This is a genomic window from Microtetraspora malaysiensis, assembly GCF_050947145.1.
GTDB classification, from domain to species: Bacteria; Actinomycetota; Actinomycetes; order Streptosporangiales; family Streptosporangiaceae; genus Microtetraspora_A; species Microtetraspora_A malaysiensis.
In genome coordinates this window covers 6,218,775-6,244,227 of the sequence record NZ_CP191998.1, presented here as the reverse complement: position 1 = coordinate 6,244,227, position 25,453 = coordinate 6,218,775, and the positions used below count along the sequence as shown (strand labels likewise).

Here is a 25,453-nt window from a genome sequence, read left to right as displayed (position 1 = left end):
TGGGCTGTGGCGTGGCCCGCTACGCTGGCCGTTTCGGGGCTGTTCCGGCCGCGCGGGACAGGACGACGCGGACATCGGGGACGCCCGGGAGAGGAAGGACGGCGATGCCCGCCGAACGCCACGCGGCCGTGCGCGGACTACGCCTCGCATACCTCGACTTCGGCGGGCCGGGAGAGCCGGTGCTCGCGCTGCACGGCCACTTCGGGCGGGCCCGCATGTTCGCGCCGCTCGCCGCCGCCCTCGCCCCCGGCCACCGCGTGATCGCCCTGGAACAGCGCGGCCACGGCCACAGCGAGCGGGACGGCGACTTCGCACCCGACGCCTACGTCGCCGACGCCGCCGCGTTCCTGCGCGACCTCGGCCTCGGCCCGGTGACCGTGCTCGGCCACTCCATGGGCGGCGTCGTCGCCTTCCGGCTCGCCGCCCGGCACCCGGACCTGGTCCGCGCCCTCGTCGTCGAAGAGGGAGGCGCGCTCAACCGGCCGCCGGACGCCCCGAACCCCGTCCTGGACGTGAGCGGCTGGCCCCGGCGCGCGGCCACGCTCACCGGGCTGCGCCGGGAGGTCGAGTCGCGGGGCATCCCCGACGCGAGCTACTTCCTGGAGAGCGCCGCCGAGCGCCCCGACGGCTGGGGCTTCCTCTTCGACCCCGCCGACATGATGGAGTCCCAGCGGGCGCTGATCGGCGACTGGTGGCCCGACTGGCTCGCCTCCACCTGCCCGGCCCTGCTCGTCCACGGGCGGGACAGCTTCGTCATGCCCACCGCCATGGCCGTCGAGATGGCCGAGCGCCGCCCCGGCACCGTGCTGCGCGAGTTCCCCGGCTGCGGCCACTGGGTCCACGATGACGACCCCGACGGCTTCGCCGACGCCGTACGGGAGTTCCTCGCCGCACTGTGACGGATGCGCCCGGATCGGTCATCGGGTGGCGAAATTCCGTTTTCCCCCGAATTGGAGGCATCCCATGTGGCAGCGGATCGACCCTGGAGCGGCGGGCTTCGCCCCCGATCTCGCCGAGCGGCTCGACGCCCTCATCGAGGAGGGCCGGGCGCCGGGCCTGCACGGCGTCGTGGTCGCCAGGCACGGCCGTCTCGTCCTGGAGCGCTACGGCAGAGGCGAGGATTACGCCTGGAACACGCCGCTCGGCGTGGTGGACTTCGGCCCCGAGACCCGCCACGACATCCGCTCGGTCACCAAGAGCGTCGTCGGCCTGCTGTACGGCGTCGCCCTCGCCGCGGGCCTGGTCCCGGAGCCGGGCGAGCCGATCCTGCGGCACTTCCCCGAGCATGCCGACCTCGCCGCCGACCCCGGGCGGGCGGCGCTCACCGTCGAGCACGCCATGACGATGACCCTCGGCCTCGAATGGGACGAGAGCGCGCCGTACACCGGGCCGGAGAACTCCGAGATCGCCATGGAGGTGGCCGAGGACCGTTACCGGTTCGTCCTGGAATGTCCGATCGTCGAGGAGCCGGGGAAGCGGTGGTCCTACAGCGGCGGCGCGGCCGCCCTCGTCGGCGGGCTCATCGCCCGCGGCGTCGGCCGTCCGCTGGAGGAGTTCGCCCGCGACGCGCTCTTCGCGCCGCTCGGCATCACGTCCTTCGAGTGGATGGCGGGGGAGGACGGCGTGGCGTCGGCCGCCTCCGGGCTGCGGCTCGCCCCGCGCGACCTCGCCCGGATCGGCCAGGCCGTGCTCGACGCGGAGGTGATCCCCGCCTCCTGGATCGCGGACATGCTGCGGCCGCGGGTGCCCACCTGGGACGGGTTCTCCTACGGCTACCTGTGGCATGTGGGACCCGACCGTCCGGAGGAGCCGTCCCTCCGGCGGGCCATGGCCGTGGGGAACGGCGGCCAGCGGCTCTTCCTCTTCCCCGATCTCGACCTCGTCGTGGCCGTCACCGCGGGCATGTACAACGGGGGCGAGCAGGACGCGGCGGCCCGAGCCGTCCTGGACGAGGTGCTCCTGCCGGCCCTGACCTCCTGACACCCGGTCTGGCACTCCGGCGGCCCCCTGGTCTGCCGGCCGGGTGGGGGCCGGCGGGGCTGGTAGATCTCGGTGCCCTTGTGGCGGCACGGTCCCGTGGCCGGGTGTCCGGGCCGGCTGAGTGGTTGGTGGGGTGTCCACGGACCTTGTCCGGGCCGGTCACTTCGCTGGAAGGAACCTGCGGTCCGCGCGAAGCCCGCTTCGCCGGGCCTTCCCTCCGGTCCTCGCTCCCTTTCCCGACTTCGGCGGCGGTGCGGAACCCCGATGGGCCGCGAGAATTCCGGCATGGAACAGAAGTTGAGCCGCCGGGAAGCCTCGGATTCGGTCAGCCACTTGGGATGGCGCTATCTGCTCGGCACTTTGCGCACGTCGGTCCCGGTCGGGTCGCTGGCTCGGGCGGTCGAGGTGGCCGCGAGTGCGGTCGCGGTGTGCGGTGACGACGCCGATCGGCACCTCCGCGTCGACCTCCGGCCAGACCGGGTCGTCCTCACCCTGCAGTCGCTGGACCTGGCGGGGCTGACCGCTCGCGACGTCGATCTCGCGCATCGGATCTCCGCCGCCATGCACGAGGGCGGACTACGGGCGGAACCCGAGATCGGCACGGGGGCACCGCGGTCGGTCCAGATCCTGGAGATCGCGATCGACGCGCTCGACATCGCGGCGATCCGGCCATTCTGGAAAACGGTGCTGGGCTACGCCGACGAGGCGGGAGCAGACGGCCCCGAGGATCCGGTCATCGACCCGGTCGGGCAGGGCCCGGTGATCTGGTTCCAGCAGATGGATCAGCCACGCTCACAACGCAATCGCATCCACTTCGACATCTGCGTCCCACACGACGAGGCTTCCCTGCGGATCGAGGCCGCGCTGGCCGCCGGTGGCCGACTCCTGTCCGCGTCCCGTGCCCCCGCCTTCTGGGTGCTCGCCGACATCGAGGGCAACGAGGCCTGCGTGACGACCTGGCAGGGGCGCGACGGCTCATAGCCGTTCGTTGACAGCGGAGATGTGGCCGGGCATGCCGCTCATCGCGCCGGGTGCATGACGGGGGCATCCGGACGGGGCCGCCCGGGACGCGAGCGGCTGTGGTTCGACCCGGTGGTCCCAGCCGGAACGATCGCCGCTCAGGGGTCTGATCGGATGGATACCGGCCAGGACAAACGCGGACGACCGCGGGGGCGAACGCCAGGGCCGGCAACCGCGGTCCCTTTGCCGGGACGTCCAGTGTCCTTGGGCATCGTGGGACGGCCCGGCCGTACGCGAATTGGTATGGTCGGCCGGTTCAGATCGGCTCGCCGCCGATGCCGCTATTCATGGGGACGGATTGCATGATCTTCATTACCGCCAAGTTCCGAGTGCTGCCGGAGCACGCCGACCGGTGGCCCGAGATCAGCGGTGATTTCACCCGGGCGACCCGCCAGGAGCCGGGCTGCCTGTGGTTCGACTGGTCGCGCAGCGTCGACGACTTGAACGAGTACGTCCTTGTCGAGGCGTTCCGCGACGACGCGGCCGGGGCCGCGCACGTTCAGTCGGAGCACTTCAGGGAGGCCCAGCGGACCCTGCCGCCGTACCTCGCCGAGACGCCCCGGATCGTCAACACCACGATCCCGCAGGACGACTGGTCCCTCCTCGGCGAAATGGCCGTGCCGGAGCGGGGCTGACTCCCCGGCCCGGACGGCATCCGTCCGGGCCCGCCCGCTCATGTGAGCCGCTCCATCGCACTGCCGCCGACGATATGGTCGCCGGTCGCCGGTCGCCGGTCGCCGGTCGCCGGTCGCCGGTCGCCGTCTGCGGCTCACGGCTCACCGTTCGTGGCTCATGGCTCGTGGCGCGCGCTGCTCGCGCCGTTCGCTGTTCGCGGGATGGCTGTTCGCGGGATTGTTGGTCACTGTCTGTCGGTCCAGCGTCGGGGGCGGAGCTTGGAATACCGGTGGAAGCGCATTGAGACGGTCCCGTCCCCTTGATCGATCACCTCTACCCGGTCGGGGTGGCGGGACTTCCATTTGTTGTCCGCGGCGCACAACGGTGCGAGGTTGTCCAAGTTGGTGCGGCCGGTCGGATACCACGGTTCGATGTGGTCGATCTCGGCCAGGTAGGCGGGGACGTCACACCCTTCGCGGCAGCAGGTCCGGTACATGGCCAGGATCGCTTCCCGCTGGTCGGCCGAGGCCAGCCGACGTGCCCGCCCGAAGTCCCGCATGATCCCGTCCGCGTCGCGGAGCACCCGCCGTAGTTCAGCGGTGTAGGCCATCCGGCGCGCATCCTGCGCCGGGATAGCCGTGCCGTCCTCCAGAAAGGCTGGCTCCTCCGACTGGCCGGTCAGGGTCTGCTCGGTCACCGACACGTGCATCACGGTCCGCCGCCCGCCCTGCGATAGGCGGATGGCGAGGGCGTCGGCCATGCGGCGGGGGCGGCTACGCAGGTCGGTGCTGTCGGTCTTCACCGCCAGCGGTTCCAGCCACGTCTTCAGCTGCATCTTCAACTCCGGGTCAAGCAGCCCGCGCAGGCGGCCCATCCCATCGGCGGTGTCGGAGATCGTCAGGTGCTGGCGTTCGGTCTTGGCCGCCGCCCGCGCCAGCCTCCCGTCCGGGTCGATCGTCTCGATGATGGTCTGGCCGGCGCGGGCCACGTCCTCCACCGTCGACGCCGACGCTTGTGCCAACCGCACCAGGATCGGTTCCGCCAGTTCGGTTTCGGCGTCATCCAGATGCCGGGTGGCGGACGCGATCGTCGCCGCATACCCGAACGACAGACGGCCGCAGGCGAACAGACCAGCGGTGCGGGGCAGGCGCGGCAGCTGCCGCGAGAGTGTGACACGTTCCCCTGCGCGGGCGGTGCGTGAGCCGGTAGCTGCTGCCAGCCATGCTCCGATCGACCGCCGCCCGAACAACTGGTGACCCTTCCCGGCCTCGGCTATCGGGAGGCGGGTAGCGATCGCGGCTTCGGCCAGGTCGATCGCCCGCGCCAACGCGACGATCTCCGCCATCGCCACCTCGACCTCGGCACCGGCCCCAGCCCCGGCGTCGGTGTCGGTTTGGCCCAGAACCTTCCCCGCAGCCGTGGCCAGCCGCTCGGCACGGGCGAGCAGGTCGATGACGTCGCGTCCGGCCAGGTTCAGATCGGGCCAGTCCGCTACCCGGCTATCACCACCAGCAGCATCCGGGCCCGCACCATCCTGGCCGTCATCGCCAGCACTGCCTGCACCAGCGTCTCGGCGGTCGGTGGCAGCGCCCCGGCCGACAGCGTCCTGGCCATCCCGACCAGCGCCCTGGCGAGCACCACCAGCGGCCGGGCCATCACCTTCTAAGCCCTGGCCAGCGCCCCGGTCATCAGCACCCCGGCCATCGGCGGCAGTATCCCCACCGGCCCACCGGTCACCGCGCCGAGCGTCACTTCCTTGCCGAGCCTCGTCCCAGCGGCGCCGGCCCTGTTCGTACGCGTCCTGCCGGCCCGAGCCGTTCCGCTGGCGATCATCCCGACCGGCCCGCAGGGGACGGTTCACGGACGGCTCCTCCAGGCTGGGGCGGCGGCCTTGCCAGATCCCATCCCAGGCAGACAGGTCGTCACGGTCGCACCCGGGCCGCGGTAGCTCGTCCCGACTGGAAGGGGCACCGCCATCGCTCCCGAGGCGCTGCGGCTCTTCCCCGCCGTCAGGCTTCTGGTCTTCTGGCGCGTCTGGGAGGCCGAGCAGCCGCCGCGCCCAGGACAGCGCGGGCGACCTCTGACCCCACGCCACGCTGCCTGGCCACGACGTCTCGCTCGGCTCGCCGCGTTGCCCACCTCGCCCGTCGGAGCGCGCCGTGGCGTCCGGCTGACCGCGTCGCGCGGCTCGCCCCTCGGGGCGGGTCGTGTCGTGTGGGGCGGGATGAGCGGCTCCTTCGCGGCCGCCGGAGCCGCGGGCGTGATCGAGGAGCCCGGAACTGCGAGCGCGGTCGAGGAGCACCGCCCCGTAAGAGTCACCGGAGAAACGATCCGATCCGATGAACGGCGTATGCCGCCTGGGCCCGCGCCGACGTGGGGATGCGGCGGGCGTGTCGGACGGCCGGGACGGAGGAGCGTCCTCCGGTCGGCGCGACAGCAGCACACCACCCGAAAGCATCATCTCTTCGCACCTCCCCTTCCGATCCGACGGTCGACCCTCTGCGAGGATATCGTTCACGCGTTCGATAGGCAACTCTAAGTAATCACGCTTGCACTATTTGTGACTATCGCGTACGGCATTCCGATTGGTGGGCATTCGCGAGCGCAGAGGTCACAGCGGCTCGCCACCGGAGGTCGGCTTCCCTGCCGTCGACGTCATCGCTGCCCGACTCCACGCGGAGAGGGGCACAGCCGCCGCCAGCATCGCTGACCCTGCCCGGCTTGGACACCTTGCACTCGCGCGCCAGCCCCAGCGCCAACCCCAGGACCGAAGCGTTCTCCTGCCGTGAGACCGAGTAACTGAAGGTCGGCGGCGGAATGGCTGCGGTAGTGGCCGCTCACCCATCGCCCGGCTCTTGCCCGAACCGGCCGGGTCGACCAGGACATTGATCTGACGGCCTGGGGTGAGTACCCCATCCACCGCGGCGGCCTGGTCGGCACGCGCAGTCCGCTCCACCAGGCGACGTCGGGCGACCCCGCACGCCCCTTCGACGATCCCGCACCACCGCCCGGGACCGGCGGTGCGGGTGCGTTTCTGCCGAGCCGAGAGAGGCCGTTTCTGCCGAGCCGGGAGAGGCCGGGACCCGTCGCCTGAACAAAACGAAGCGGGCCCGGATCTCGTGAGATCCGGGCCCCCTTCGGTGGGGCCGCCTGTCGAGGGTGACAGCTCGCGAGGGTGATCCCTTCGCGGCGGGCTCGACGGTCAGCCCATGTGCGGATAGCGGTGGTCGGTCGGCGGGACGAAGGTCTCCTTGATCGTGCGGGCGTTCACCCAGCGGATCAGGTTGAAGATCGACCCGGCCTTGTCGTTGGTGCCGGAGGCGCGGGCGCCACCGAAGGGCTGCTGGCCGACGACCGCGCCGGTGGGCTTGTCGTTGACGTAGAAGTTGCCCGCCGCGAACCGCAGCCGCTCCGACGCCGACGCGATCGCATACCGGTCCTGCGCGATGATCGAGCCGGTCAGCGCGTACGGCGAGACGCTCTCCATCTGGTCGAGCACCGAGTCGAACGCCGAGTCCTCGTAGACGTGGACCGCGAGGATCGGGCCGAAGTACTCCTTCACGAAGATCTCGTCCGTGGGGTCGGAGCACTCCAGGACGGTCGGCTTCACGAAATATCCGACCTCGTTGTCGTACGAGCCGGTGAGAACGTTGATCGCGTCAACCGACCTGGCCCGGTCGATCGCCTCGCGGTGCTTGGCGAAGGCGCGCGCGTCGATGACGGCGCCCATGAACGTGGACAGGTCGCCCGCCACGTCGCCGACGGTCAGCGACTCGGCGGTGGCGACGAAGTCGTCCCGCATCTTCGACCAGAGCGACCGCGGCACGTACGCGCGGGACGCGGCGGAGCACTTCTGGCCCTGGTATTCGAAGGCGCCCCGGATCAGCGCGGTGGACAGCACGTCCGGCGACGCCGACGGGTGCGCGAGGACGAAGTCCTTGCCGCCGGTCTCGCCGACCAGCCGCGGGTAGCCCCGGTAGCCCGTGATGTTCTCACCGACGGTGCGCCAGAGGTGCTGGAACGTGCCGGTCGAGCCGGTGAAGTGGATGCCGGCGAGCACCGGGTGGGTCAGCGCGACCTCGGAGACCGCCGTGCCGTTGCCGGTGACCATGTTGATGACGCCCGGAGGAAGCCCGGCCGCCTCCAGCAGCCGCATCGTGAAGTGCGCCGCGAACTGCTGCGTCGGCGACGGCTTCCACACCACGACGTTGCCCATCAGGGCCGCGGACGTCGGCAGGTTTCCGGCGATGGCCGTGAAGTTGAACGGCGTGATCGCCAGGACGAAGCCCTCAAGCGGCCGGTACTCCAGCCGGTTCCACACACCCGGCGACGACACCGGCTGCTCGGCCAGGAGCTGCCGGGCGTACGCCACGTTGAACCGCAGGAAGTCGATCAGCTCGCACGCGGCGTCGATCTCGGCCTGCTGCGCCGACTTCGACTGGCCGAGGATCGTGGCGGCGTTGAGCGTGGCACGCCAGGGGCCGCTCAGCAGGTCGGCGGCCTTCAGGAAGATCGCGGCCCGCTCGTCGAACGACAGCGCGCGCCAGGCCGGAGCCGCGGCGAGCGCCGAGTCGATCGCCGTCCGCACGTCGGAGGCGGTCGCCTCGGACGTCCGTCCCAGCAGGGAGGCGTGGTTGTGCGGCTGCACCACGTCGATGGCCGAGCCGCCGCCGAGCCGCTGCTTGCCGTCGATCGTCATCGTGAGCTCGAGCGGCGCGCCGCTCAGCTCCTTGATCCGGTCCTCCAGGGAGGCCCGCTCGGCGCTCCCCGGCGCGTAGCCGTACGTCGGCTCGTTGGCCGGAACCGGAACATTGCTGATCGCGTCCATCACTTACCCCTCAAAGACCGCAGGAAGAAGGCGACGTTGGCCGGGCGCTCCGCCAGGCGGCGCATGAAGTAGCCGTACCAGTCGTCGCCGTAGGGTACATAGACCCGGACCGTGGCACCGGCGCCCGCGAGCGCCTCCTGCTTGTCCGTCCGGATCCCGTAGAGCATTTGATACTCGTAGCTGTCCTGGCTCCGGCCGTACCGGTCGGCCAGCGTCTCGGTGATCGCGATGAGCCGGTCGTCGTGCGTGCCCACCATGGGATATCCCGTACCCGCCATCAGGATGCGCAGGCACCGCACATACGCCCGGTCCACCTCGGCCTTGCTCTGGTGCGCGACCGACGCGGGCTCCCGGTAGGCGCCCTTGACCAGGCGCACCCGTGAGCTGGAGAGGTCGCGGCAGTCCTCCTCGCTGCGGAAGAGGTAGGCCTGGATCGCCACCCCGGTGCCGGGGAAGTCCTCCCGCAGGGCGCGCAGGATCGAGAGCGTGGAGTCGACCGTGGTGTGGTCCTCCATGTCGAGCGTGACGGTGGTTCCGCAGTCCCGGGCGGCCGCGCAGATGCGCCGCGCGTGCTCCAGCGCCAGCGGCTCGTCGAGCGCCTGTCCGACGGCCGACAGCTTCACCGACACCTCCGCGCGGCGGCCGAGGCCGAGCGGGGCGAGCGCGTCGAGCAGGGAGACGTACGCCTTGGCCGTGAGGGCGGCCGCCTCCGTGTCACGGATCTCCTCGCCGAGGTGATCGATCGTGACGGTCAGGCCGGCGTCGGTCAGGCGGCGTACGGCGGTGACCGCGTCGCCGGCGGACTCGCCGGCGACGAAGCGGTCGACGACGCGGCGGGTGGGCGGAAGAGCCGAGACGGCGCGCCGCGCCAGCGGATTCCGCGAAGCCGCGAGAAGCAGGGAACCGAGCATGGCTCAAGCGTAGATCCGCAGTTCAGAGCCGGTCCACGGACAGGCGTCACAGCATTTTCAGACAAATGCACAATAATGATGGCATGCAGGAAATCGTCGATGAGATCGCCCGGTTGCTGGACGCGTCGGTCACGATCGAGGACCGCTCGTTCCAGCTCCTGGCGTACGGCGCCCAGAGCGGCGACATCGACGCCGTCCGCCAGGAGTCGATCCTGCGCAGGAGGGCCAGCGACGAGGTCCGGGCCCATTTCGAGGCGTACGGCATCGCCACCTCCACCGTCCCGGTCCGCATCCCCGGCCTGCCCGGGATGCTGGACCGTGTCTGCGTGCCGCTGCGGCACGGCGGCGTGACCTACGGCTACCTGTGGCTGCTCGACTCCGGCGCGCTGACCGACGCCCGGCTCGCCGCCGTGGCGCCGCTGGTCGAACGCGCCGCCTCCGTCCTGGCCAGGGAGGCGCGCACCGGACGGCCCCGGCTGTGGGACTTCTTCTCCACCGACCCGGCCACCCGGGCCGCCGCCGCGCTCCAGGTCACCGGCCCCGTCGCGGCGATAGCCGTACGAACCGTGCCGGACCGGGCGGCCGGGGCGATATGGCGGCTCCCGCGCGGCGTGCTCGCCGAGCCCGGCGACGGTCCCGAGCTCCTCACCGCCGTCCTCGCGCCCGCGTGGCAGGCCGGCGCCGTCGCCGGCACCCTCCAGAGCGCGTACGGCACGGCCGCCGGTGTCGGCGGGACCCGCGAGGACCCCGGCGACGCGTGGGAGAGCTGGGGCGAGGCGGTGCTCGCGCTCCGGATCGCCGAACATGTGCGGGGCGCCGGGCCGGTCGCGAGCTGGGCCGACCTCGGCGTGTACCGGTTCCTGGCCCGGCTGCCCAGGAGCGAGATCGCCGAGCTGGCCGTCGAGTCGGCCTCTCTGGGCGACCTGGCCGGCACAGTCGAGGCCTATCTCGACCGGGCCGGTCAGGTCCAGGAGACGGCGGCCGCGCTCGGCGTCCACCGCCAGACGCTGTACTACCGGCTGGGCCGCGCCGGGCAGCTCACCGGCCTCGACCTCGCCGACGGCCGGAACCGGCTGCTGCTTCACCTGTCGCTGAAGGCGGCCGCCCTCATCGCGGAGCCCGGTAGACACGCACCCAGTCGACGTCCATCGTGACCGTCGCCGGGGTGGACGCGTTCCGGCACAGGGCGCCGTCGCAGATCACGTCGTTCTGGAGGGCCAGGCCCATCGTCCGGTTCTTCGGCACCAGCGGGCCGGTGTAGTTCCACACCATCTTGCCGTCCAGCCAGAACGTCAGCCGGTCAGGCAGCCAGTCCACGGCGGCCGTGTGCCACTGGGTGAAGTCGGCGCGCATCGAACCGGCCGCCCGCTGCCCGTTGCTGCCGTGGACGAAGACGCCGCTGAGCTGGCGGGGGATGTCGCCGACCTCGACGAAGTCGACCTCGGCGTAGTTGGACGGGGTCACGTCCTCCGGCATCAGCAGCGCCACCGCGGAGTAGCCCGCGCCCGCGTCCGTCCGCAGCCGCACCTCCCACCGGCCGTACTGCTGGAGCAGGGTGCTCGCCACGCCGCCGGACAGGTCCTTGCCGCCGTAGACGCCGCCGGTCATGCGCAACATCCCGCCGGAGACGCTCGTCGCCCGCGCGGTACGGGGGTTGGTCCGGGCGTTCGGCGAGTCGTAGACCCCCCACTTGCTCTCGTCGATCCGCGTCCCGTTGAAGTCTTCGACCAGGATCGGCGCACCCCACTCGGGGCCGGTCGTCTGCCCCGCCAGAGTTCCGGTACCGGTCCCGGTAACGGTCGCGCCCGTGGCCCCGGTCGCGGCTCCGGCGCCCGCTGTGCCCGTTGTGGTTCCCGCGCCGGTTCCCGTCCCGCCTCCGGCCGCGGCTCCCGCCTCGGCGCCGGTGACGCCTGTGGCGCCGGTCGTTCCTGTTGTGCCTGTTGTGGTTCCCGCGCCGGTGGCCGTTCCCCCCGATCCGGTGCCGGGAGCGGGATGGATCACGGAGGAGCTGTCCGACTGGCCCACCGGAACCGGGGATCGGACACGGGAGGCGTCGGAACCCGCGGAGCCATAGGAGCCCGACCTGTCGGCACCTGTGGCGATGTTCGAGTCCGAGGCATCGGAACCCGCGGATCCATAGCCCTGCGCGTCGCCGTCCGCGTACTCGTTCTCGTAGGCGCCGCCGTAGCGGTCCGCGTACCCGTCGCCGGAGCCGCCCCAGTAGCTGCCCCAGTAGCCGCTCCGGTATCCGCCCGGGTACCCGTACGGGTAGCCGTCGTCCTGGGCGCGGAGCCGGTCGTCGGGGTAGCCGAGGGAGCCGTCCGGCCAGGCGCTGTCCGTGCTCGACCCGTACGGGAAGGTGTAGTCCGGATAGACCGTGACCCGGTCGTCCGGCAGCGTGAAGGAGCCGTCCCGGCCGGTGCGTCCAGAAGGGGGCCGAAGCGCGGCCTCCCCGGCGGAGGACCCGGAGGACGAAACGGTGGAGGATCCGGCGGAGGGCTCCGGCGGCAGCACGTTGGTTGCGTCGCGTTCCCGCACCCGTCTGGGCCGGTGGTCCACGGTCGCGGCCCGTGGTCTCGACCGGGAGGACGGCGTATCGGAGGCCGCCCGTGCCGCTCCGGCGGCGGGTTCCCCCTCGCGGTGGCGGCCGGACGCGGAGGCGGCGGCCGGGGATGTGGGCACTTCGGTGGCGGATTCGCCGGCGGCGGTGAGGACCGACGCGGGTTCCGCGCTCGCGCAGGCGGTGGCGGCGGCGATCACCATCGCCGCCGCCACGGCTAAGCCAGGTCCATGAAGTGACATGAACGCATCAAAGCACCGTTCCCACGTCAATTACAGGACCATGCCGGTTGGGCATCCGAGCAGCGTTCCCGGCGGATCCAGGACCTTCCGGCACGTGGCGGGTCAGGCGCAGGTCCGCTCGTAGACGCGGAGCAGCTCCATGCTGATCCGCTCCAGGGAGTACCGGGAGCGGGCGCGGTCGGCCGCCGCGTACCCCATCGCCGTACGCAGGGTCATGTCCCCGAGCAGCTCGCGGATCCGGATGGCGGTCTCGGCCGGACGGCCGGGCCGGGTGAGGAAGCCGGTGACCCCGTCGACCACGGAGTCCAGGTGCGCGCCCACGGCGGACGCGACGACCGGGATGCCGCAGGCCATCGCCTCCAGGGCGGCGACGCCGGTGGGCACGGTCGGGGCGAGGGACAGCACCAGGTCGGCGCTGCGCATCAGCTTGGGCATGGCGGTGTGCGGGACCGGGCCGAGCAGGTCCACGCGGTCGCCGACCGCGTGGTTCCTGGCGATCGCCCGGAGCCGCTCGATGCTGAGGTCGTCGCCACCGGCGATCACGAGCTCGGTGTCGGGGATGGCGGCCAGCGCGGCGATCGCGGTCGCCGCGCCGCTCACGGCGATCTCGCCGGGGTCGCTGCCCAGGCCGACGTGCAGGAGGCGCGGCCGGTCGCCGTGCGGGAACGCCGGTCCCTGGCGGCGGAATCGCTCGACGTCGATCCCGCTCGGGACGACCGAGATGTTGCGGCGGGGCACGCCCATCCGGATCAGCTCGGACTCCTCGTCGGCGCAGGTGGCGATCACAGCGCGGGCGTGGCGGCCGATCGCGCACTCCAACCGCCGTACCGGCGTCTGCCCCTCGTGGAAGTGCCCGTGGAACGTCTGGGTGACCGGTACGCCGAGTCCCTCGGAGCCCGCGATGGCGGCCAGGCCGCCCGCCCAGGAGTGCGCGTGGATGATGTCCGGCCGCTCCTTGTTCCAGCGGCTCTTGAGCCCGGCGCTGAAGTCGGGAATGTAGGGAAGCAGGTCGCTCTCGGACAGCTCGACGTCGGGCCCCGCCACCACCTGCTCGATGGCGACGCCCTTGGACGGCTGGCCGGTGGCGGAACGGGTGTAAACCGTCACCCGGTGGCCACGGCCGAGTTCGCGGGCGATAGCGGGAGTGTCGGACGTCAGGGCCTGCGCGGAAACAATGGCGATATTCATGGCACACCTCAAGCTAGAGAGCTTGGAAAAAGGGTGTACCTGCGTCTTAGGCACCATCTCCTTCGCTGAGTTTACCGCGCTCCAACTCGCGCTAAACCCCCAAATCGGTGGAAATCGCCCAGAATCGGTCTCTGGTGGCAGCCCACAGCGGCGCGGGTCAGCGGGAGCGACGGAGCGTGAGTACGGTCATCTCGTCGAGGACGCGGTCGCCGGAGAACTCCCGGTGGTCCTCCTCGATCGCCTTCACCACGATTCCCGGCGGCTGGCCAGCGCACCGGGCCAGCACCTCGGTGAGCCGGCCCTCGCCGTAGCTCTCGCCGTCCGGTCCACGGGAGCCGACCAGACCGTCGGAATACAGCAGGAGCGTCTCGCCCGGCGCCAGGGTCAGCTCCTCGGTCGCGGGGACCGCGCCCTCCTCGAACCCGAGAGGGACGCCGCCCCCTTCGGCGAAGCGGACGCCGCCGTCCGGGAGCAGCAGGGCCGCCGGGTGGTGCCCGGCCGAGGCGAGCCGTACCCGGCGGTCGCGCACGAAACCCACCGCCGCCATCACGAACAGGCCGGTGTTCTGGGCGACGAGCGCGTCGTTGACCTTGCGCAGCGCCTCGCCGGGGTCGTCCTCGCGCACGCTGACCACGCGCAGCCCGCCGCGCACCATGGCGGTGACCGACGCGGCCTCCTCGCCCCGCCCGGCCGCGCCGCCGATGACGAACCCCCAGCCGTCCCTGACCGGGAACACGTCGTAGAACTCGCCGCCGATCGCGCGCGGCCCGGAGCCCGGATGATAGACCGCGGCCGTCTCGAATCCCGGGATGTCCGGCAGCGTACGGGGGAGCACCCCGGTCTGGAGCGTCTCGGCCGCCTCCGACCTGCGCTGGAAGTCGCGCTGGGCCCGCATCGCCAGACCGAGCTGTGCCCCCGCCTCCTCCAGCATGGCGAGGTCGGCGAGCCCGAACGGCACGCGGTCGCGGAGCCGTACCAGCGTGAGGACGCCGAGGATCTCCCGGCCGGTCCCGATCGGTACGGCGAGCAGCGATCCCGCGCGCATCTCGTCGAGGACGCCGGGCCCGAGGAGCCCGTCGTCGGCCAGCATCTCGTGCGCGGTCCCGCTGCCGGTCTCCAGCACCTGGCCCACGACCGGCGCGCCCGCCGGGTCGAGCGCCTCGACCGCCCGCTGCAGGCGGGTGACCGGCTCGCTGGCCGGCGGGACCACGGCCGCCCGGTGCAGGGAGCCGTCGCGGACGACGTCGGCGATCACCCAGTCCGCGGTCTCGGCGCCGAGCAGCCGGGCCGCGCGGATGAGGGCGACCGGCTCGCGCAGGCTCTCCTCGTCCAGGAGCAGCCGGGTGAGCCGGGCGAGCAGGTCGTGCCGCCGCGCGGCGGTCATGGTGGCCGAGTCGTCGGGGACCGGCTCGTCCGGGCCGGACGCCTCCGGGAGCCGCACGCCGGCCGGCAGCGCGACCGCCGCGACCATCTCCCGCGGGTCGCCCGGCATCCGCAGCCTGCCGAGCACGAGCCGCACCGTGTGGGTGCGGCCCTGATGAGCCAGCCGGGTCTCGAAGGTCGCGCTCTCCTCGCCGTGCAGCACGGCGGTCAGGTGGGAGCGGAAGGCGGCGCGGCTGGAGGCGTCGACCAGCAGCGGGAACGGCCGTCCGAGCAGGTAACCGGCCGGGCTGCCGAGCAGGCGCGCGGTCTCGTCGTTGATCCGCCGCACCACGCCGCCGGTGTCCATGATGATCACTGGGACGGGAATCGCGCGGAAGATCTGGCGCAGCAGCTTGTGCTCGCGCTGGTTGCCACCGTCCCCGCGCCGGTGGCTCCTCCCGAGTTCCGCGAGCGCCGACCGGAGCAGTTCCTCCGCCGCCTCCAGCTCGTCGAGCGCGGGGCCGGGCGCGGACGTCTCGCGGAGCGCCGCGATGCGGGCGGCCATGCCGCTCAGCTCGCGTTCCAGCTCGGGTAGGTCGGTCAATATTCGCCCCCTTTCCTGCTTCGACGGTACGACACCGGACTCCGCCGATCGACGGGGTCCGTATGAAGGCGGAAAGTAGGGGAATGACGGGTCCTGTCATGGAGACGACTCCGAGTCTCGCCCGCGATCTCGCCGCCCTGGGCAGGGTGACCGAGGGCGTTTCGTACGAGAGCGTGCTGCGCGGCGTCACCGAGGCCGTGGCGCGCGGCGTCCCCGGATGCGCGGCGGGCACCGCCGAGCTGTGGCAGGAGGGGAGTGCCCTGCTCGCCGCCTCTCACAGCGAGCTGATCGCCTTGACGGACAGGGAGCGCGACCTGCGCGAGGGCCCGTCGCGGGAGGCGCTGGCCACCGGACGGCCGGTGCTGATCGCCGACGTGATGCGCGACCCGCGCTGGCCCTGCTACGCCGCCACCGCCGTACGGCACGGCGTGCGCTCGGTGCTGGCGCTGCCGATCGAGGTGGACCGCGCGGTGGTCGTCATCGGCCTGTACGCGGTGCGGCCCGGCGCCTTCGCCGGAGGAGGCCCCCTGATGACCATGCTCGCCGAGCAGGTCACCGTGGTGCTGTCCAACATCTGGGAGTACGACGACGTGGTGACGGGGGCCGCCCAGATGCAGGAGGCCCTGGCCGGCCGTTCGATCATCGACCAGGCCAAGGGCATCATCATGTCGGCGAGCGGCTGCTCGGCGGAGGCCGCGTTCGACGAGCTGAGGCGGGTGTCCCAGCACCGTCAGGTCAAGGTCGCCGACCTGGCCAGGCTGCTTGTCACCGAGCACCAGAACAAGCACCGTGGCGGACGCGCTGAGTGAGCTATCCGCGCTCTCCGGCCGCCGCGAAGGCGGCCAGCGCCTCGTCCAGCGTGTCGTAGAGCGGCAGCCGCTGGGAGAGGCCGGTCACCCACATGACCTTGGAGCTGGGGTATCGCACGCCGACGAGAGCGAAGTCGCCGCCGGCCGCGGTCGCGCGCTGCCAGTGGTGGACGATGAGCCCGAGCGCCCGCGAGTCCATGAACGTGACCCCCGCCATGTCGAGGATCAGGCTCGGGCCCTGATCGTCGGCGACGGAGTCGAGATAGCCGGAGAACTCCTCCCGCGTCGTGGCGTCGAGCATCCCGGTGACATGGACCGCGACGACGCTGCCCACGGGCGTGGCATGCGCCGTGGAGTGGAGGGACAGCGCCTCAGGCTTTGGCACCTCGCGCCTCCTAGAGGGACGGAGGCCTCACCGTGTGAAGCCTGTTCGGCAACTTTACTGGCGCTCAGGGGGTGGTGATACTTCCGACTTTGGGGGAATATCGGAGTAGAGGTCCAGCAGAGGGCCATGTCTCGATGTTGTAGCGAGGCGCGCCGTCTGCATGGGCTTGGTCCCGGCTCGGCGTCGCTCGTGACGCGAGTACGAGGAGATTTCCAAGATGGCTGCCGAGGTTCGAGTAGCGACCATCCCCCAGCAGGCCGGAGCGGCGAGCGGACGCAAGGCGTCGCCGTCGTCGCGGGCGAAGCATGCCCGCCCCGCCGAGCGGACGCACGACGAGGACCGGCCGACCGCCGAGGAGTTGCTCGCCGAGCTCGCCAGCGAGGACCTGCCGCAGGAGCGGCGCGAACGCCTGCGCGAGATGGTCGTCGAGATGCACCTGCCCATGGCGCGGGACGTCGCGCGCCGATATCTGCACCGCGGCGAGCCGCTGGAGGACCTCCTCCAGGCGGCCTACGTGGGGCTGATGAAGGCGATCAACGGGTACGACCCGAACCTTGGGCACGGCTTCCGCGGCTACGCCATGGTCACCATGACCGGAGAGGTGAAGCGGCACTTCCGCGACCGGACCTGGGCGGTCCGGGTACCCCGGCTCTACCAGGAGCGCCGCTCCGAGCTGAACCGGCTGGTCGCGGACATGACCCAGGAGCTCGGCCGGTTCCCGACGGTCGCCGAACTGGCCAAGAAGATGCGCATCTCCGAGGAGGACATGCTCCTCACGATGGACGCCTCCGCGGCGTACAGCACGCTGTCCCTGGACGCGCCCCTGGGCGCGGACGAGGACGCGGCCGCGCTGGGGGACGTGCTCCCGGAGGAGGACGACGCGCTGGCCACCCTGGTCGACAGGGAGGCCGTCAAGCCGCTGATCGACGAGCTGCCCGAGCGGGAGAAGCACATCCTGCTGCTCAGGTTCTACGGCAACCTGACCCAGGCGGAGATCGCGGCGGAGTTCCACATATCGCAGATGCACGTCTCGCGGATCCTCCGGAAAGTTCTCGACCAGCTCCGGTCGGAACTCGTCGCGGGGTGATCGCGCGGCCCCGCCCCGGGTGCGGCGGCGTCGGGGCGTCGCCGTCCCGGGGTATGTTCGAGTTCCGGCATCGTGTGGCGGACGGTGCGGATGTGCCCTGTGGGAGGCGTTACCCGGTGAGCGAGGACGACGTCCCCCTGTCCGCTCCCGACACGGCCAAGGAGCTCACGTTCTCCCTGGACGACCTGCCCGAGGTGCGGGAGTTCGCCGCCGTACAGGCGCGCAGCAAGGGGATGCCGGAGGACGCCGTCGGGGACTTCGTCGTCGCGCTGAACGAGGTGGCGACGAACGCGGTGACCCACGGGGCACCCGAGGCCCGGCTGCGCCTGTGGGGCGACCGTGACGGCCTGGTCGTGGACATCCACGACGAGGGCAAGGACTGGCATCCCGAGGGCTGGCCCGGACGGGCCGGCCCGCCCGATAACGCCACCAGCGGCATGGGACTGTGGGTGGCGCGCAAGCTCAGCACTGACATCTATCTCAAAACGGGGAGCAACGGGACAACCGTCACGATGCGTTTCGCGGTCTGACAGGGGTAGTAGCCCCGCATGACTGTTCCCCGCATACTCGTGGTCGGCGGTGGCTACGTCGGCATGTACGCGGCGCTGCGGTTGCAGCGCAAACTCCGCCGCGCCGAGGCGCGCGTCACGGTCGTCAACTACGACTCCTACATGACCTATCAGCCGTTCCTGCCCGAGGCCGCGGCCGGGAGCATCGAGCCCAGGCACGTCGTCGTGCCGCTACGCCGGGTGCTCTCGCGGTGCGAGATCCTCAACGGCACGATCCTGCGGGTCAGCCTTGCCGAGAAGACCGCGGAGTTCCGCCCGCATGAGGGGCCGGAACGAGTCCTCGGCTTCGACTACCTGGTGTTCTCTCCCGGGTCGATCTCACGAGTGCTGCCGATCCCCGGTCTCGCCGAGCGAGGGATCGGGTTCAAGACCGTGGAGGAGGCCATCCACCTCCGCAACCACGTCCTCGGCAAGCTCGATGTCGCCGCGTCCAGCTCGGACGAGCGGCTCCGCCGGCGGGCGCTCACGTTCGTCTTCGTCGGCGCCGGGTTCGCGGGAGTCGAGGCGCTCGGCGAGCTGGAGGACATGGTCAGCGACGCCGTGAAGTACTTCCACGGCCTGCGCAGGCAGGACATGCGCTGGTTCCTCATCGAGGCGACCGACCGCATCCTGCCCGAGGTGGGGCCCGACATGGGCCGCTGGACCGCGGAGCAGTTCCGCAGGCGCGGCATCGACGTGCGGCTGCGCACCCGGCTGCTGTCCGCCGAAAACGGGCACATCGTCCTGGACGACGGCGAGGAGTTCGACGCCGAGACGCTGGTGTGGACCGCCGGAGTCAAGCCGCACCCGCTGGTCAGATACGGTGACCTGCCGCTCGACTCCCGAGACCGGGTCCTCGCCAACGAGTTCCTGCAAATCCAGGGCGCCCGGTTCGCGTTCACCGCCGGTGACACCGCGGCCATCCCGGACCTCACCCGCCCCGGCGAGTTCTGCCCGCCGAACGCCCAGCACGCCGTACGGCAGGCCCGGCGGATGGCGGACAACATCCTCGCCACGATCAGGAGCCGGCCCTGCAAGCCGTACCGGCACAGGAACGCGGGCTCGGTGGCGGCACTGGGGCTGCGCAAAGGCGTCGGCCAGATCTACGGCCGGGAGCTGCGCGGGATCGTCGCGTGGCTGATGCACCGCACCTACCACCTGTCCCGGATGCCCACCTTCAACCGGAAGAGCCGCATCCTGGCGGACTGGACGCTCGCCCTGTTCTTCCGCAGGGAGATCGTGTCGCTCGGCGCTCTGCAACGGCCGCGCGAGGAGTTCGAGCTCGCCGCCCGCACCACCACCCCGCACCGGCCCGCCCGCGAGCCCGTCACCCACTGACCGCACTGTGCGCCTGGTCCCCGGCCTGGGAGAGGCCGGGGTGCTCGTCGGGCGTCGTCACTCGTTCGGCGGCGCGGCGCAGATGTCGGACAGCGCCGAGGTGGGGTCCCACTCCACCGCCAGATCGCCCAGGGAGACGATGCCGATCGGGTGCCCCTTCTCCACCACCGGGATCCGTCGGATCGCCTTCTCGCGCATCAGCCGTACCACGTCGTCGGCATCCTGATCCGGATCCACGGTGACGACGTGCGTCGAGCACAGCGCGCCGATCGGGGTCGCGCTGATGTCGCGCGTCTCGGCGACCGCCCGCACCACGATGTCGCGATCGGTGACCACCCCGCGCAGCCGGTCGCCCCTGGTCACGAGGACGTCGCCGATCGCCTGGTCGCGCATCAGCTTGGCGGCCCGCACCACAGGGGTGTCCTCGGGAAGCACCACCGGATCGGGAGTCATGACGTCGCGCGCCTTCTGCTTCTCGTGCGTCTTCTCCTGCGTCTTCTCGTGCGTCGCGATCCGCCCGGTGTCCCGCGTGGCCCCGGCTTCTTTGGGGGAGTAGACGGGGCCGGGGCCCTCGAACCTGCTGTGCCGTTCGGACTGTCCCTCGAACCCGGTGTCCTGCCGGACCGGCTCCTCGCCGGTGGTGACCCGGCCGGTGTCGTAACGGTCCTTCTTCATCAGCGATCAGCCTCCCTCATGTTGGAAACGGCGCGCTGGCCGTCAGATCGGGCGGGCGTGTCGACGGAGCGCTCCTGCACCTCGCTCGATTTCCTCGCGTACGCGGTGTGTACCTCCCGGCCCGGCCTTCTTCCGGCCGTCCCGCTCCCGCACCGTACGGTCGTGCTCCGAGCCGAAGCGCTCTTTCAGGAGGCGTCTGCGGTTGAGGGTGGTCATCACGACGTAACCCGCCGCCAGGATCATCACCGCGATGGCGATGACCACGACCAGCCATGCGACGGGGGTCATACAAGCCTCCAGAGATGAGTGCGTTGTCGCTTCGCACTGCCCTGGATGTGGGGGTCCAAGCGCACGCGACGGAGGAGCGCGACGGTCAAGCGCGCGTGATGCCAGGCTTCGCGGGTAGCCGGGAACGGCACTCGAAGAGCAGGGAAACCATGGGATTCCGAGCAGGTCTCGCGTTCATCGCGGTCGGCGCGGTTCTCGCCTAAGCTCCTGACGGCGGAGCCCGGTACGTCACTCGCGACCGCGGCGCAAGTGGTGGTCCTCCTCGTGAGGCGTGGACATGGGCGCCGGTTTCGACCAGCTTGACCGTCTCCTCGTTGCGCGGACGTCGCGCGTAGAGACCGCTCAGCAGCACTTCGCCGACGCCGATGAGGATCCAGCCGACAATGGGCAGGTCGATGCCGGGGACGTCGGTGAGCGGCGAGATCGGCTGTCGCGGCGCGCCTGCCGGTGCTATTCGGAGACGTCGACGACCGCCAGCGCCTCGGCGAGAACAGCGGCGACATGGGACTCCGCCGAGGCCGGGACCTCGTGAAACCCGTGCTCGGGGTCGTAGGCGATGTCGAGGCCGTTCTCAATGAGACGGTTGGCCCAGCGCAGCGCCGTATTGAGCTTCTCCTTCGGGATCGTACGGCCCTGCGCCACAGCGGACAGATTGCGGAGATTGGTGGCGGGACCGGATTGGTTGTGCTCGCGGCGGAGCTTCCAGGGAAGGGCCCTGCTGTGGTCGGTCATCCGCTTGGAGAGGCCGGCCGCTCTCTTGGCCTGGAGGATGCCGGACTCTGTCACGCCGAACCGGGCGGCGAGGTCCGCGTTCGACCACCCGGCCGCGGTCAGCCGAGCCAGCTCCTCGTGATCTACCAGCGGTTTTCTTCCCATGATCGACAGCTTAGGCCCGGCGAGGGTCTCCGTGTACGCACGTGGGCGGATTCTGCGCTAAGGTTGGTCTCGCTCGGGCAGCCGGGCAACGGGACGTAGCGCAGCTTGGTAGCGCACTTGACTGGGGGTCAAGGGGTCGCAGGTTCAAATCCTGTCGTCCCGACCGCGTTTACGCAGGTCGGAGCCGTGATCACGCAAAAGGTGATCACGGCCTTTCCGTTTCTTGTTGCTCGTTTGTTGCTCGGACGCGGCGTCAGTTGCTGACACCCTGGTGCCTGTCGTTGCCGCAGGCTGCCGCCTGTTCCAGGGGTTCGCGACCGTTTGTGGCAGCGGTTGTTCAAATGGATTCGAGGCGCACGGGCCATCGTCGTTGTGATCTACATCGTAAAGGCGTCCTGTCTTGAGCCCTCAGGGACCGGTCATGTGGACGTCGAGACCCTGTGCAGTACGGGATCAGTAAAGGCGCACGCGCAGCCCGGTGGTGGTGCCCGGCCGGGCCGCCGAGGTCAGTCCGTCCTGAGGCTCGGGTCCATCATTCAGGCGACAGAGGAAAAGGCGGATCGTCAATGCGCCATGGTCGTTGCCGAACCTCCGGGCTGCGGGAGGGAGGGGTGGCTGAGGCAAAGGCCGCCGAGAATCGTTGGCGTGTAGTCGCTGCTCTGCCCGTCAGTCATCGACAACACCGCCACTGAGGTGATTCACAGAGCTCGAAGCCATTGGTCGAGGGCTTCGAAGTCTTCCTCGGCGAGTCCTCGGGATGACTCCACGTGGTGGAGGAGAGCTTGGCCGCTATGGTGCGCGGTGACCCAGTCTCGATCGGCACCGGTGATCTCGTCGTCGACCCAGGCGAAAGGGCGTCCGGCCGCCCAGGTCACCAGGGTCCGGGTCTTCCAGTGGAGTCCGAACCATTGGTCTTGGCGTTCGTCCTCGTCGGACGACTCCGGCCAGTTCACGACAGGCAGTTGTGGCAGCCCGATCCGGGGTGCTATCTCGGCGTTCGCTTCGTCTCCCCAGGTTGTGGCCCAGACGAGCTCGCATGGCAGCGTGGCCAGCTGACGCCCCACCTCGGCGGTCAGCCGCGCCAGGCGCGAATCCGACGTGGTACCCCGTGCTTTCCGCTGCGGGTTCTCACCAAACGGGAGAAGCGGCCCGTCGACGTCGAGGAAGAGCAGCGGGCGTTCCGTGTGGTCGGTCTCCAGTACCCGGCGCTCGGCCCGATAGGCCGCAGCCTCCAGTTCGTCGGTATTCACCAACGACCTCCCGGCATTCCAGCATCCGCACTGCTGACTTGCTGGTCCCCTTCGCCATGTGACCGGCTCTCCCGGCCTCGGACTACTACGGGACCTCCGCCTCGCCTCTCGGTCACCAGTCGGCGACAGACCTGTCCCCGAACCGGACTGGCTGTCCGCATCAGGGACGACCGAGGACGGTTCCCACGTTCACCACATGACCGGTCGATCAGGGCGGTGCCCAGCTTTATCCCGACAGCATCGCCGCGACTACGCCGCAGACCTTCATCGCGGCCTCCGGGCCGACTGACGCTTCCGGCTCCGGAGACGATCCCTCGAACACAGAGGGGACCGAGCGCTGCAAACCGGCCCAGATCCGCCAGGTTCGAGCCGGCACAACCATTACGGGACTTCAGCCGCTGGTTCACTCGCGTTACACCTTCTGATCTCGCTTGCCGGACCCGGCCTGTCTGGCAGTGCCAGGCCGTCCCGGCGTTGTCGGGGCTGCTTTCCGCCCTCCCCGGTGTCCCCTGGATCAGGCTGCCCCCAGCTTCTATCGGGCTGCTGCGACAGCCCGGTGACGGTGGTCTTGCACCTCCGTGCGGTCAAATGGCGCCTCGTGGCGCACGTGCTCGTGGTTGTACCAGGTATAGAAACGCTGGCAGAAGGCGCGAGCGTCCTCGATCGAGCCGAAGCGGCCAGGGAAGTCCGGGCAGTACTTCAAGGTCTTGAAGCTCGCCTCGATATGCGGGTTGTCGTTCGATGTCGCGCCGATCAGTTCGTCACTCAGCTACCCGTCCCCGCCGTCGCGGACCAGCCCGGCCTGCTCGGCTGCCTCCACGTACCGGCGGGCGGTCTTACGGTCCACCCCGGCCTGCTGGGCGACCTTACGCAGCCCGGCCCCCGACAGCCACGCCCGCAGCACCTCTCGTACCCCGATCACCGAGACCTCCCGAAACGCCATCCCGAACCCCGCCAAATCGAACGACCTGGCGCGATTCGTAACCGGAAGTGATCGAACCCTCGAACCCGACACGCGGGGTGGTCCCACCACTGGCAACCGGGTGGTCCCACTCGTGGCAGAAATCCCCTCTCGGCGGTCCCATGAGGCTGGCCGGCGACACTCCCTGACGGTCGGAGACTGCGCACGTTAGGCGAAGCCATGGCCAAGGCCATGACCTGGACGGATGACATTATCGGCAGGCACAGAACTACGCCCGGGGCAGGACCACGACGCGCTCGCCCGGCTCGTCCTGGCGATCATCGATGGGCTGATGTGGTCCATCCTGATGCGTCCCTCCAGAGCCCACTCGGATCATCTCGCCGCCGTCGACGCCGCGGTGAACCCCGTCACCGGCCGCTCGAAATGCGCTGATTCGGTCGTACCGGCTGATCTCCGCACAGCGCTTTTCGCGTGTCCGCGCTCGGATACGCATGACGTGCTGATACCACCCCTGGTGTAGGCCCTTCAGTCGCTTGATCGTAGGCGCTGTTGCCTTCGGTTCCTTCTTCCTGTGCGCAGCCGTGTCTTTGCTGACGTTGCAGGTCAATAGGCCGCACGCCTACATGGGCCGGCTGTCCGTCAGCTACGCCGACGAGCTGCGCCCGCTCGAGACTCCCTGACCTCGGGGGCGCTTCACGTCCGTCGGTACCGGTCGCCCGGCGAGGCAGCCGAACACGAGCTGGAGCACGCACGCGCCGAGACCCGCGAGCAGCGGCAGCGTCCAGTTCCCCGACAGCTCGTGCAGGAGGCCGAAGAGGAACGGGCCGACCGCCGCCAGCGCGTAGCCGCTGGACTGGGCGACCGCGGAGAGCGCGGTCACCGAGGCTGGGTCCGGCGCCCGCAACGTGATGATCAGCATGGCGAGCGCGATGGAGGCGCCCTGGCCCACGCCGAGGACGACCATCCAGAGCCACGGGAGCGTCGCGGGAGCCAGCAGAATCCCGCTGTATCCGATGATGGTGAGGGTCACCGCCGCCACCACGTGCGGCACCTGCGACCGAACCTTCCCCGCGTGCACGGGCACAGTCAGCGTCGCCGCGATCTGGGCCAGGTTCGTCAGGCTGAGCAGGTATCCAGCCTGATCGGCAGGGAGCCCCGCGTCGCGGAAGATCGTGGGCAGCCACGCCAGCATGACGTAGAACGTCAGTGACTGCAGGCCCATGACCGCCATGAGGTACCAGGTCATTCTGCTGCGGAGCAGCGCCCGGTATGGCCGGTGCGCCGCGGCGCCGCCGGTCCCCGGAGGCTGGCGCAGCGCCTGCGGGGCCCAGAGTACCGCCGCAACGACCGCGAGCACGGCCGCCGACCCGGCCGCGGCCCGCCAGCCGAACTCGCGGGCCAGGGGGACCGTCACCGCCGACGCCCCGGCGGCCCCGGCCACCAGGCACGACACGTAGACAGCCGTGAGCGGTCCGACCCTGGTGGGGAAATGCTGCTTGACGATCGCCGGCATGGAGACATTCATGATCGCGATAGCCGTGCCGGCGATGGCGGCTCCGCCGTACAGGGCGATGAGGCCGTCGGCGCTGCGTACGGCGACGCCGGCGGCAAGCAGCAGCAACCCGACGAGCAGGGTGCGGTCCAGCCCGATGCGCCCGGCGAGCGCGGGGGCCAGCGGCCCGAGTAGACCGAGGCAGGCCACCATGACGGTGGTAATGGCGCCGCCCGTCGCCGCGCTCAGCCCCAGGTCGCCCATGATGTCGCTGAGCAGCGGAGATACTCCCGCGAGCGCCGGCCGGAGGTTCAACGCCGCGAGGGCGAACCCCGCGATCAGCAGCACCTGGCCCGGCTTGCGTAAGATTCCCCGATTCACGACGGAATAGTAGCCAGTGGCCCTTCGCGCGACCTTGGGTGGGTAGTGCACGGACCAGGGAACGAATCCGGGCCAAGGTTCGCACGACGCCC

23 protein-coding genes, 1 tRNA gene and 1 pseudogene are annotated in these 25,453 nt (G+C 70.7%); 10 read left to right on the top strand and 15 right to left on the bottom strand.

Features of this window, described 5'->3' with window-relative positions; all coding sequences use genetic code 11:
* The first annotated feature begins 104 nt into the window (after positions 1-104).
* The 4 genes from ACQP1V_RS29470 (at position 105) to ACQP1V_RS29455 (ending at position 3,635) form a co-directional block, all read left to right on the top strand.
* The gene (locus tag ACQP1V_RS29470; RefSeq protein WP_433413301.1) at positions 105-899 is read left to right on the top strand and encodes an alpha/beta fold hydrolase; all 795 of its coding nucleotides are present in this window, start codon (positions 105-107) and stop codon (positions 897-899) included.
* 64 nt (positions 900-963) lie between these two features.
* On the top strand, positions 964-1,980 hold the full coding sequence (locus ACQP1V_RS29465) for a serine hydrolase domain-containing protein (RefSeq protein ID WP_433413299.1): 1,017 nt from the start codon (positions 964-966) through the stop codon (positions 1,978-1,980).
* Positions 1,981-2,265: 285 nt separating this feature from the next.
* Positions 2,266-2,961, top strand: a complete 696-nt coding sequence (locus ACQP1V_RS29460) for a VOC family protein (RefSeq protein ID WP_433413298.1) — start codon at positions 2,266-2,268, stop codon at positions 2,959-2,961.
* A gap of 341 nt (positions 2,962-3,302) precedes the next feature.
* Entirely contained in the window at positions 3,303-3,635 is a 333-nt protein-coding gene (locus ACQP1V_RS29455; RefSeq protein ID WP_433413297.1) for a putative quinol monooxygenase, read from the top strand.
* 224 nt (positions 3,636-3,859) lie between these two features.
* On the opposite strand, the gene ACQP1V_RS29450 is transcribed toward ACQP1V_RS29455, so the two are convergent.
* The 4 genes from ACQP1V_RS29450 to ACQP1V_RS29435 all read right to left on the bottom strand — a co-directional run bounded on the left by ACQP1V_RS29450 (position 3,860) and on the right by ACQP1V_RS29435 (position 9,354).
* Positions 3,860-4,960 carry a DUF222 domain-containing protein gene (locus ACQP1V_RS29450; protein WP_433413296.1) on the bottom strand — a complete coding sequence of 367 codons (1,101 nt, stop codon included), beginning with the start codon at positions 4,958-4,960 and terminating at the stop codon, positions 3,860-3,862.
* A gap of 146 nt (positions 4,961-5,106) precedes the next feature.
* Entirely contained in the window at positions 5,107-5,271 is a 165-nt protein-coding gene (locus ACQP1V_RS29445) for a hypothetical protein (RefSeq protein ID WP_433413294.1), read from the bottom strand.
* Positions 5,272-6,817: 1,546 nt separating this feature from the next.
* Positions 6,818-8,443, bottom strand: coding sequence for an L-glutamate gamma-semialdehyde dehydrogenase (gene pruA / locus ACQP1V_RS29440; protein WP_433413293.1), 1,626 nt, complete (start codon positions 8,441-8,443; stop codon positions 6,818-6,820).
* Positions 8,443-9,354, bottom strand: coding sequence for a proline dehydrogenase family protein (locus ACQP1V_RS29435; RefSeq protein ID WP_433413292.1), 912 nt, complete (start codon positions 9,352-9,354; stop codon positions 8,443-8,445). Before ACQP1V_RS29435 ends, pruA begins: the two co-directional genes overlap by 1 nt.
* Before the next feature lie 83 nt (positions 9,355-9,437).
* Here ACQP1V_RS29435 and ACQP1V_RS29430 point away from each other — a divergent pair, with 83 nt between their 5' ends.
* A complete protein-coding gene (locus ACQP1V_RS29430; protein ID WP_433413291.1) occupies positions 9,438-10,508 on the top strand; it encodes a PucR family transcriptional regulator in 1,071 nt (356 codons plus the stop codon).
* Here ACQP1V_RS29430 and ACQP1V_RS29425 read toward each other — a convergent pair.
* The 3 genes from ACQP1V_RS29425 to ACQP1V_RS29415 all read right to left on the bottom strand — a co-directional run bounded on the left by ACQP1V_RS29425 (position 10,462) and on the right by ACQP1V_RS29415 (position 15,310).
* Positions 10,462-12,129: a glycoside hydrolase family 16 protein gene (locus ACQP1V_RS29425; protein ID WP_433413290.1), complete on the bottom strand. Its 1,668-nt coding sequence runs from the start codon at positions 12,127-12,129 to the stop codon at positions 10,462-10,464. The two genes, ACQP1V_RS29430 and ACQP1V_RS29425, sit on opposite strands and share 47 nt — an antisense overlap.
* Positions 12,130-12,258: 129 nt before the next feature.
* Positions 12,259-13,344, bottom strand: a complete 1,086-nt coding sequence (locus ACQP1V_RS29420; protein ID WP_433413289.1) for a glycosyltransferase — start codon at positions 13,342-13,344, stop codon at positions 12,259-12,261.
* Between the two features lie 157 nt (positions 13,345-13,501).
* Positions 13,502-15,310 (bottom strand): SpoIIE family protein phosphatase, encoded by a 1,809-nt coding sequence (locus ACQP1V_RS29415; RefSeq protein WP_433413288.1) that lies wholly within the window; start codon positions 15,308-15,310, stop codon positions 13,502-13,504.
* A gap of 83 nt (positions 15,311-15,393) precedes the next feature.
* On the opposite strand from ACQP1V_RS29415, the gene ACQP1V_RS29410 reads away from it, so the two are divergent.
* The gene (locus ACQP1V_RS29410; protein ID WP_245658162.1) at positions 15,394-16,119 is read left to right on the top strand and encodes a GAF and ANTAR domain-containing protein; all 726 of its coding nucleotides are present in this window, start codon (positions 15,394-15,396) and stop codon (positions 16,117-16,119) included.
* Between the two features lies 1 nt (position 16,120).
* On the opposite strand, the gene ACQP1V_RS29405 is transcribed toward ACQP1V_RS29410, so the two are convergent.
* Positions 16,121-16,504 carry an STAS domain-containing protein gene (locus tag ACQP1V_RS29405; protein WP_433413287.1) on the bottom strand — a complete coding sequence of 128 codons (384 nt, stop codon included), beginning with the start codon at positions 16,502-16,504 and terminating at the stop codon, positions 16,121-16,123.
* A 217-nt stretch (positions 16,505-16,721) separates the two neighbouring features.
* Between ACQP1V_RS29405 and ACQP1V_RS29400 the strand changes: the two genes are divergently transcribed.
* From ACQP1V_RS29400 to ACQP1V_RS29390, 3 genes are all read left to right on the top strand, one after another.
* Positions 16,722-17,591 (top strand): SigB/SigF/SigG family RNA polymerase sigma factor, encoded by an 870-nt coding sequence (locus ACQP1V_RS29400; RefSeq protein ID WP_084258671.1) that lies wholly within the window; start codon positions 16,722-16,724, stop codon positions 17,589-17,591.
* Positions 17,592-17,707: 116 nt separating this feature from the next.
* A complete protein-coding gene (locus ACQP1V_RS29395) occupies positions 17,708-18,121 on the top strand; it encodes an ATP-binding protein (protein WP_433413286.1) in 414 nt (137 codons plus the stop codon).
* 18 nt (positions 18,122-18,139) lie between these two features.
* The gene (locus ACQP1V_RS29390; protein WP_433413285.1) at positions 18,140-19,477 is read left to right on the top strand and encodes an NAD(P)/FAD-dependent oxidoreductase; all 1,338 of its coding nucleotides are present in this window, start codon (positions 18,140-18,142) and stop codon (positions 19,475-19,477) included.
* A 57-nt stretch (positions 19,478-19,534) separates the two neighbouring features.
* Here ACQP1V_RS29390 and ACQP1V_RS29385 read toward each other — a convergent pair whose 3' ends face one another.
* The 3 genes from ACQP1V_RS29385 to ACQP1V_RS29375 form a co-directional block, all read right to left on the bottom strand.
* A complete protein-coding gene (locus ACQP1V_RS29385) occupies positions 19,535-20,152 on the bottom strand; it encodes a CBS domain-containing protein (protein ID WP_433413284.1) in 618 nt (205 codons plus the stop codon).
* Between the two features lie 42 nt (positions 20,153-20,194).
* Complete coding sequence (locus tag ACQP1V_RS29380) at positions 20,195-20,440, bottom strand: hypothetical protein (protein WP_433413283.1); 246 nt, start codon at positions 20,438-20,440, stop codon at positions 20,195-20,197.
* A 450-nt stretch (positions 20,441-20,890) separates the two neighbouring features.
* On the bottom strand, positions 20,891-21,316 hold the full coding sequence (locus tag ACQP1V_RS29375) for a hypothetical protein (protein ID WP_433413282.1): 426 nt from the start codon (positions 21,314-21,316) through the stop codon (positions 20,891-20,893).
* 89 nt (positions 21,317-21,405) lie between these two features.
* On the opposite strand from ACQP1V_RS29375, the gene ACQP1V_RS29370 reads away from it, so the two are divergent.
* Positions 21,406-21,479: transfer RNA gene (locus ACQP1V_RS29370), tRNA-Pro, on the top strand.
* A gap of 535 nt (positions 21,480-22,014) precedes the next feature.
* On the opposite strand, the gene ACQP1V_RS29365 is transcribed toward ACQP1V_RS29370, so the two are convergent.
* The 4 genes and pseudogenes from ACQP1V_RS29365 to ACQP1V_RS29350 all read right to left on the bottom strand — a co-directional run bounded on the left by ACQP1V_RS29365 (position 22,015) and on the right by ACQP1V_RS29350 (position 25,361).
* The gene (locus ACQP1V_RS29365) at positions 22,015-22,566 is read right to left on the bottom strand and encodes an HAD domain-containing protein (RefSeq protein WP_433413281.1); all 552 of its coding nucleotides are present in this window, start codon (positions 22,564-22,566) and stop codon (positions 22,015-22,017) included.
* Between the two features lie 607 nt (positions 22,567-23,173).
* Positions 23,174-23,311, bottom strand: a pseudogene (locus ACQP1V_RS29360) (integrase core domain-containing protein); the annotation flags it as partial.
* 24 nt (positions 23,312-23,335) lie between these two features.
* Positions 23,336-23,488 carry a hypothetical protein gene (locus ACQP1V_RS29355; RefSeq protein WP_433413280.1) on the bottom strand — a complete coding sequence of 51 codons (153 nt, stop codon included), beginning with the start codon at positions 23,486-23,488 and terminating at the stop codon, positions 23,336-23,338.
* A 643-nt stretch (positions 23,489-24,131) separates the two neighbouring features.
* On the bottom strand, positions 24,132-25,361 hold the full coding sequence (locus tag ACQP1V_RS29350; protein ID WP_433413279.1) for a CynX/NimT family MFS transporter: 1,230 nt from the start codon (positions 25,359-25,361) through the stop codon (positions 24,132-24,134).
* Between the last annotated feature and the right edge of the window lie 92 nt (positions 25,362-25,453).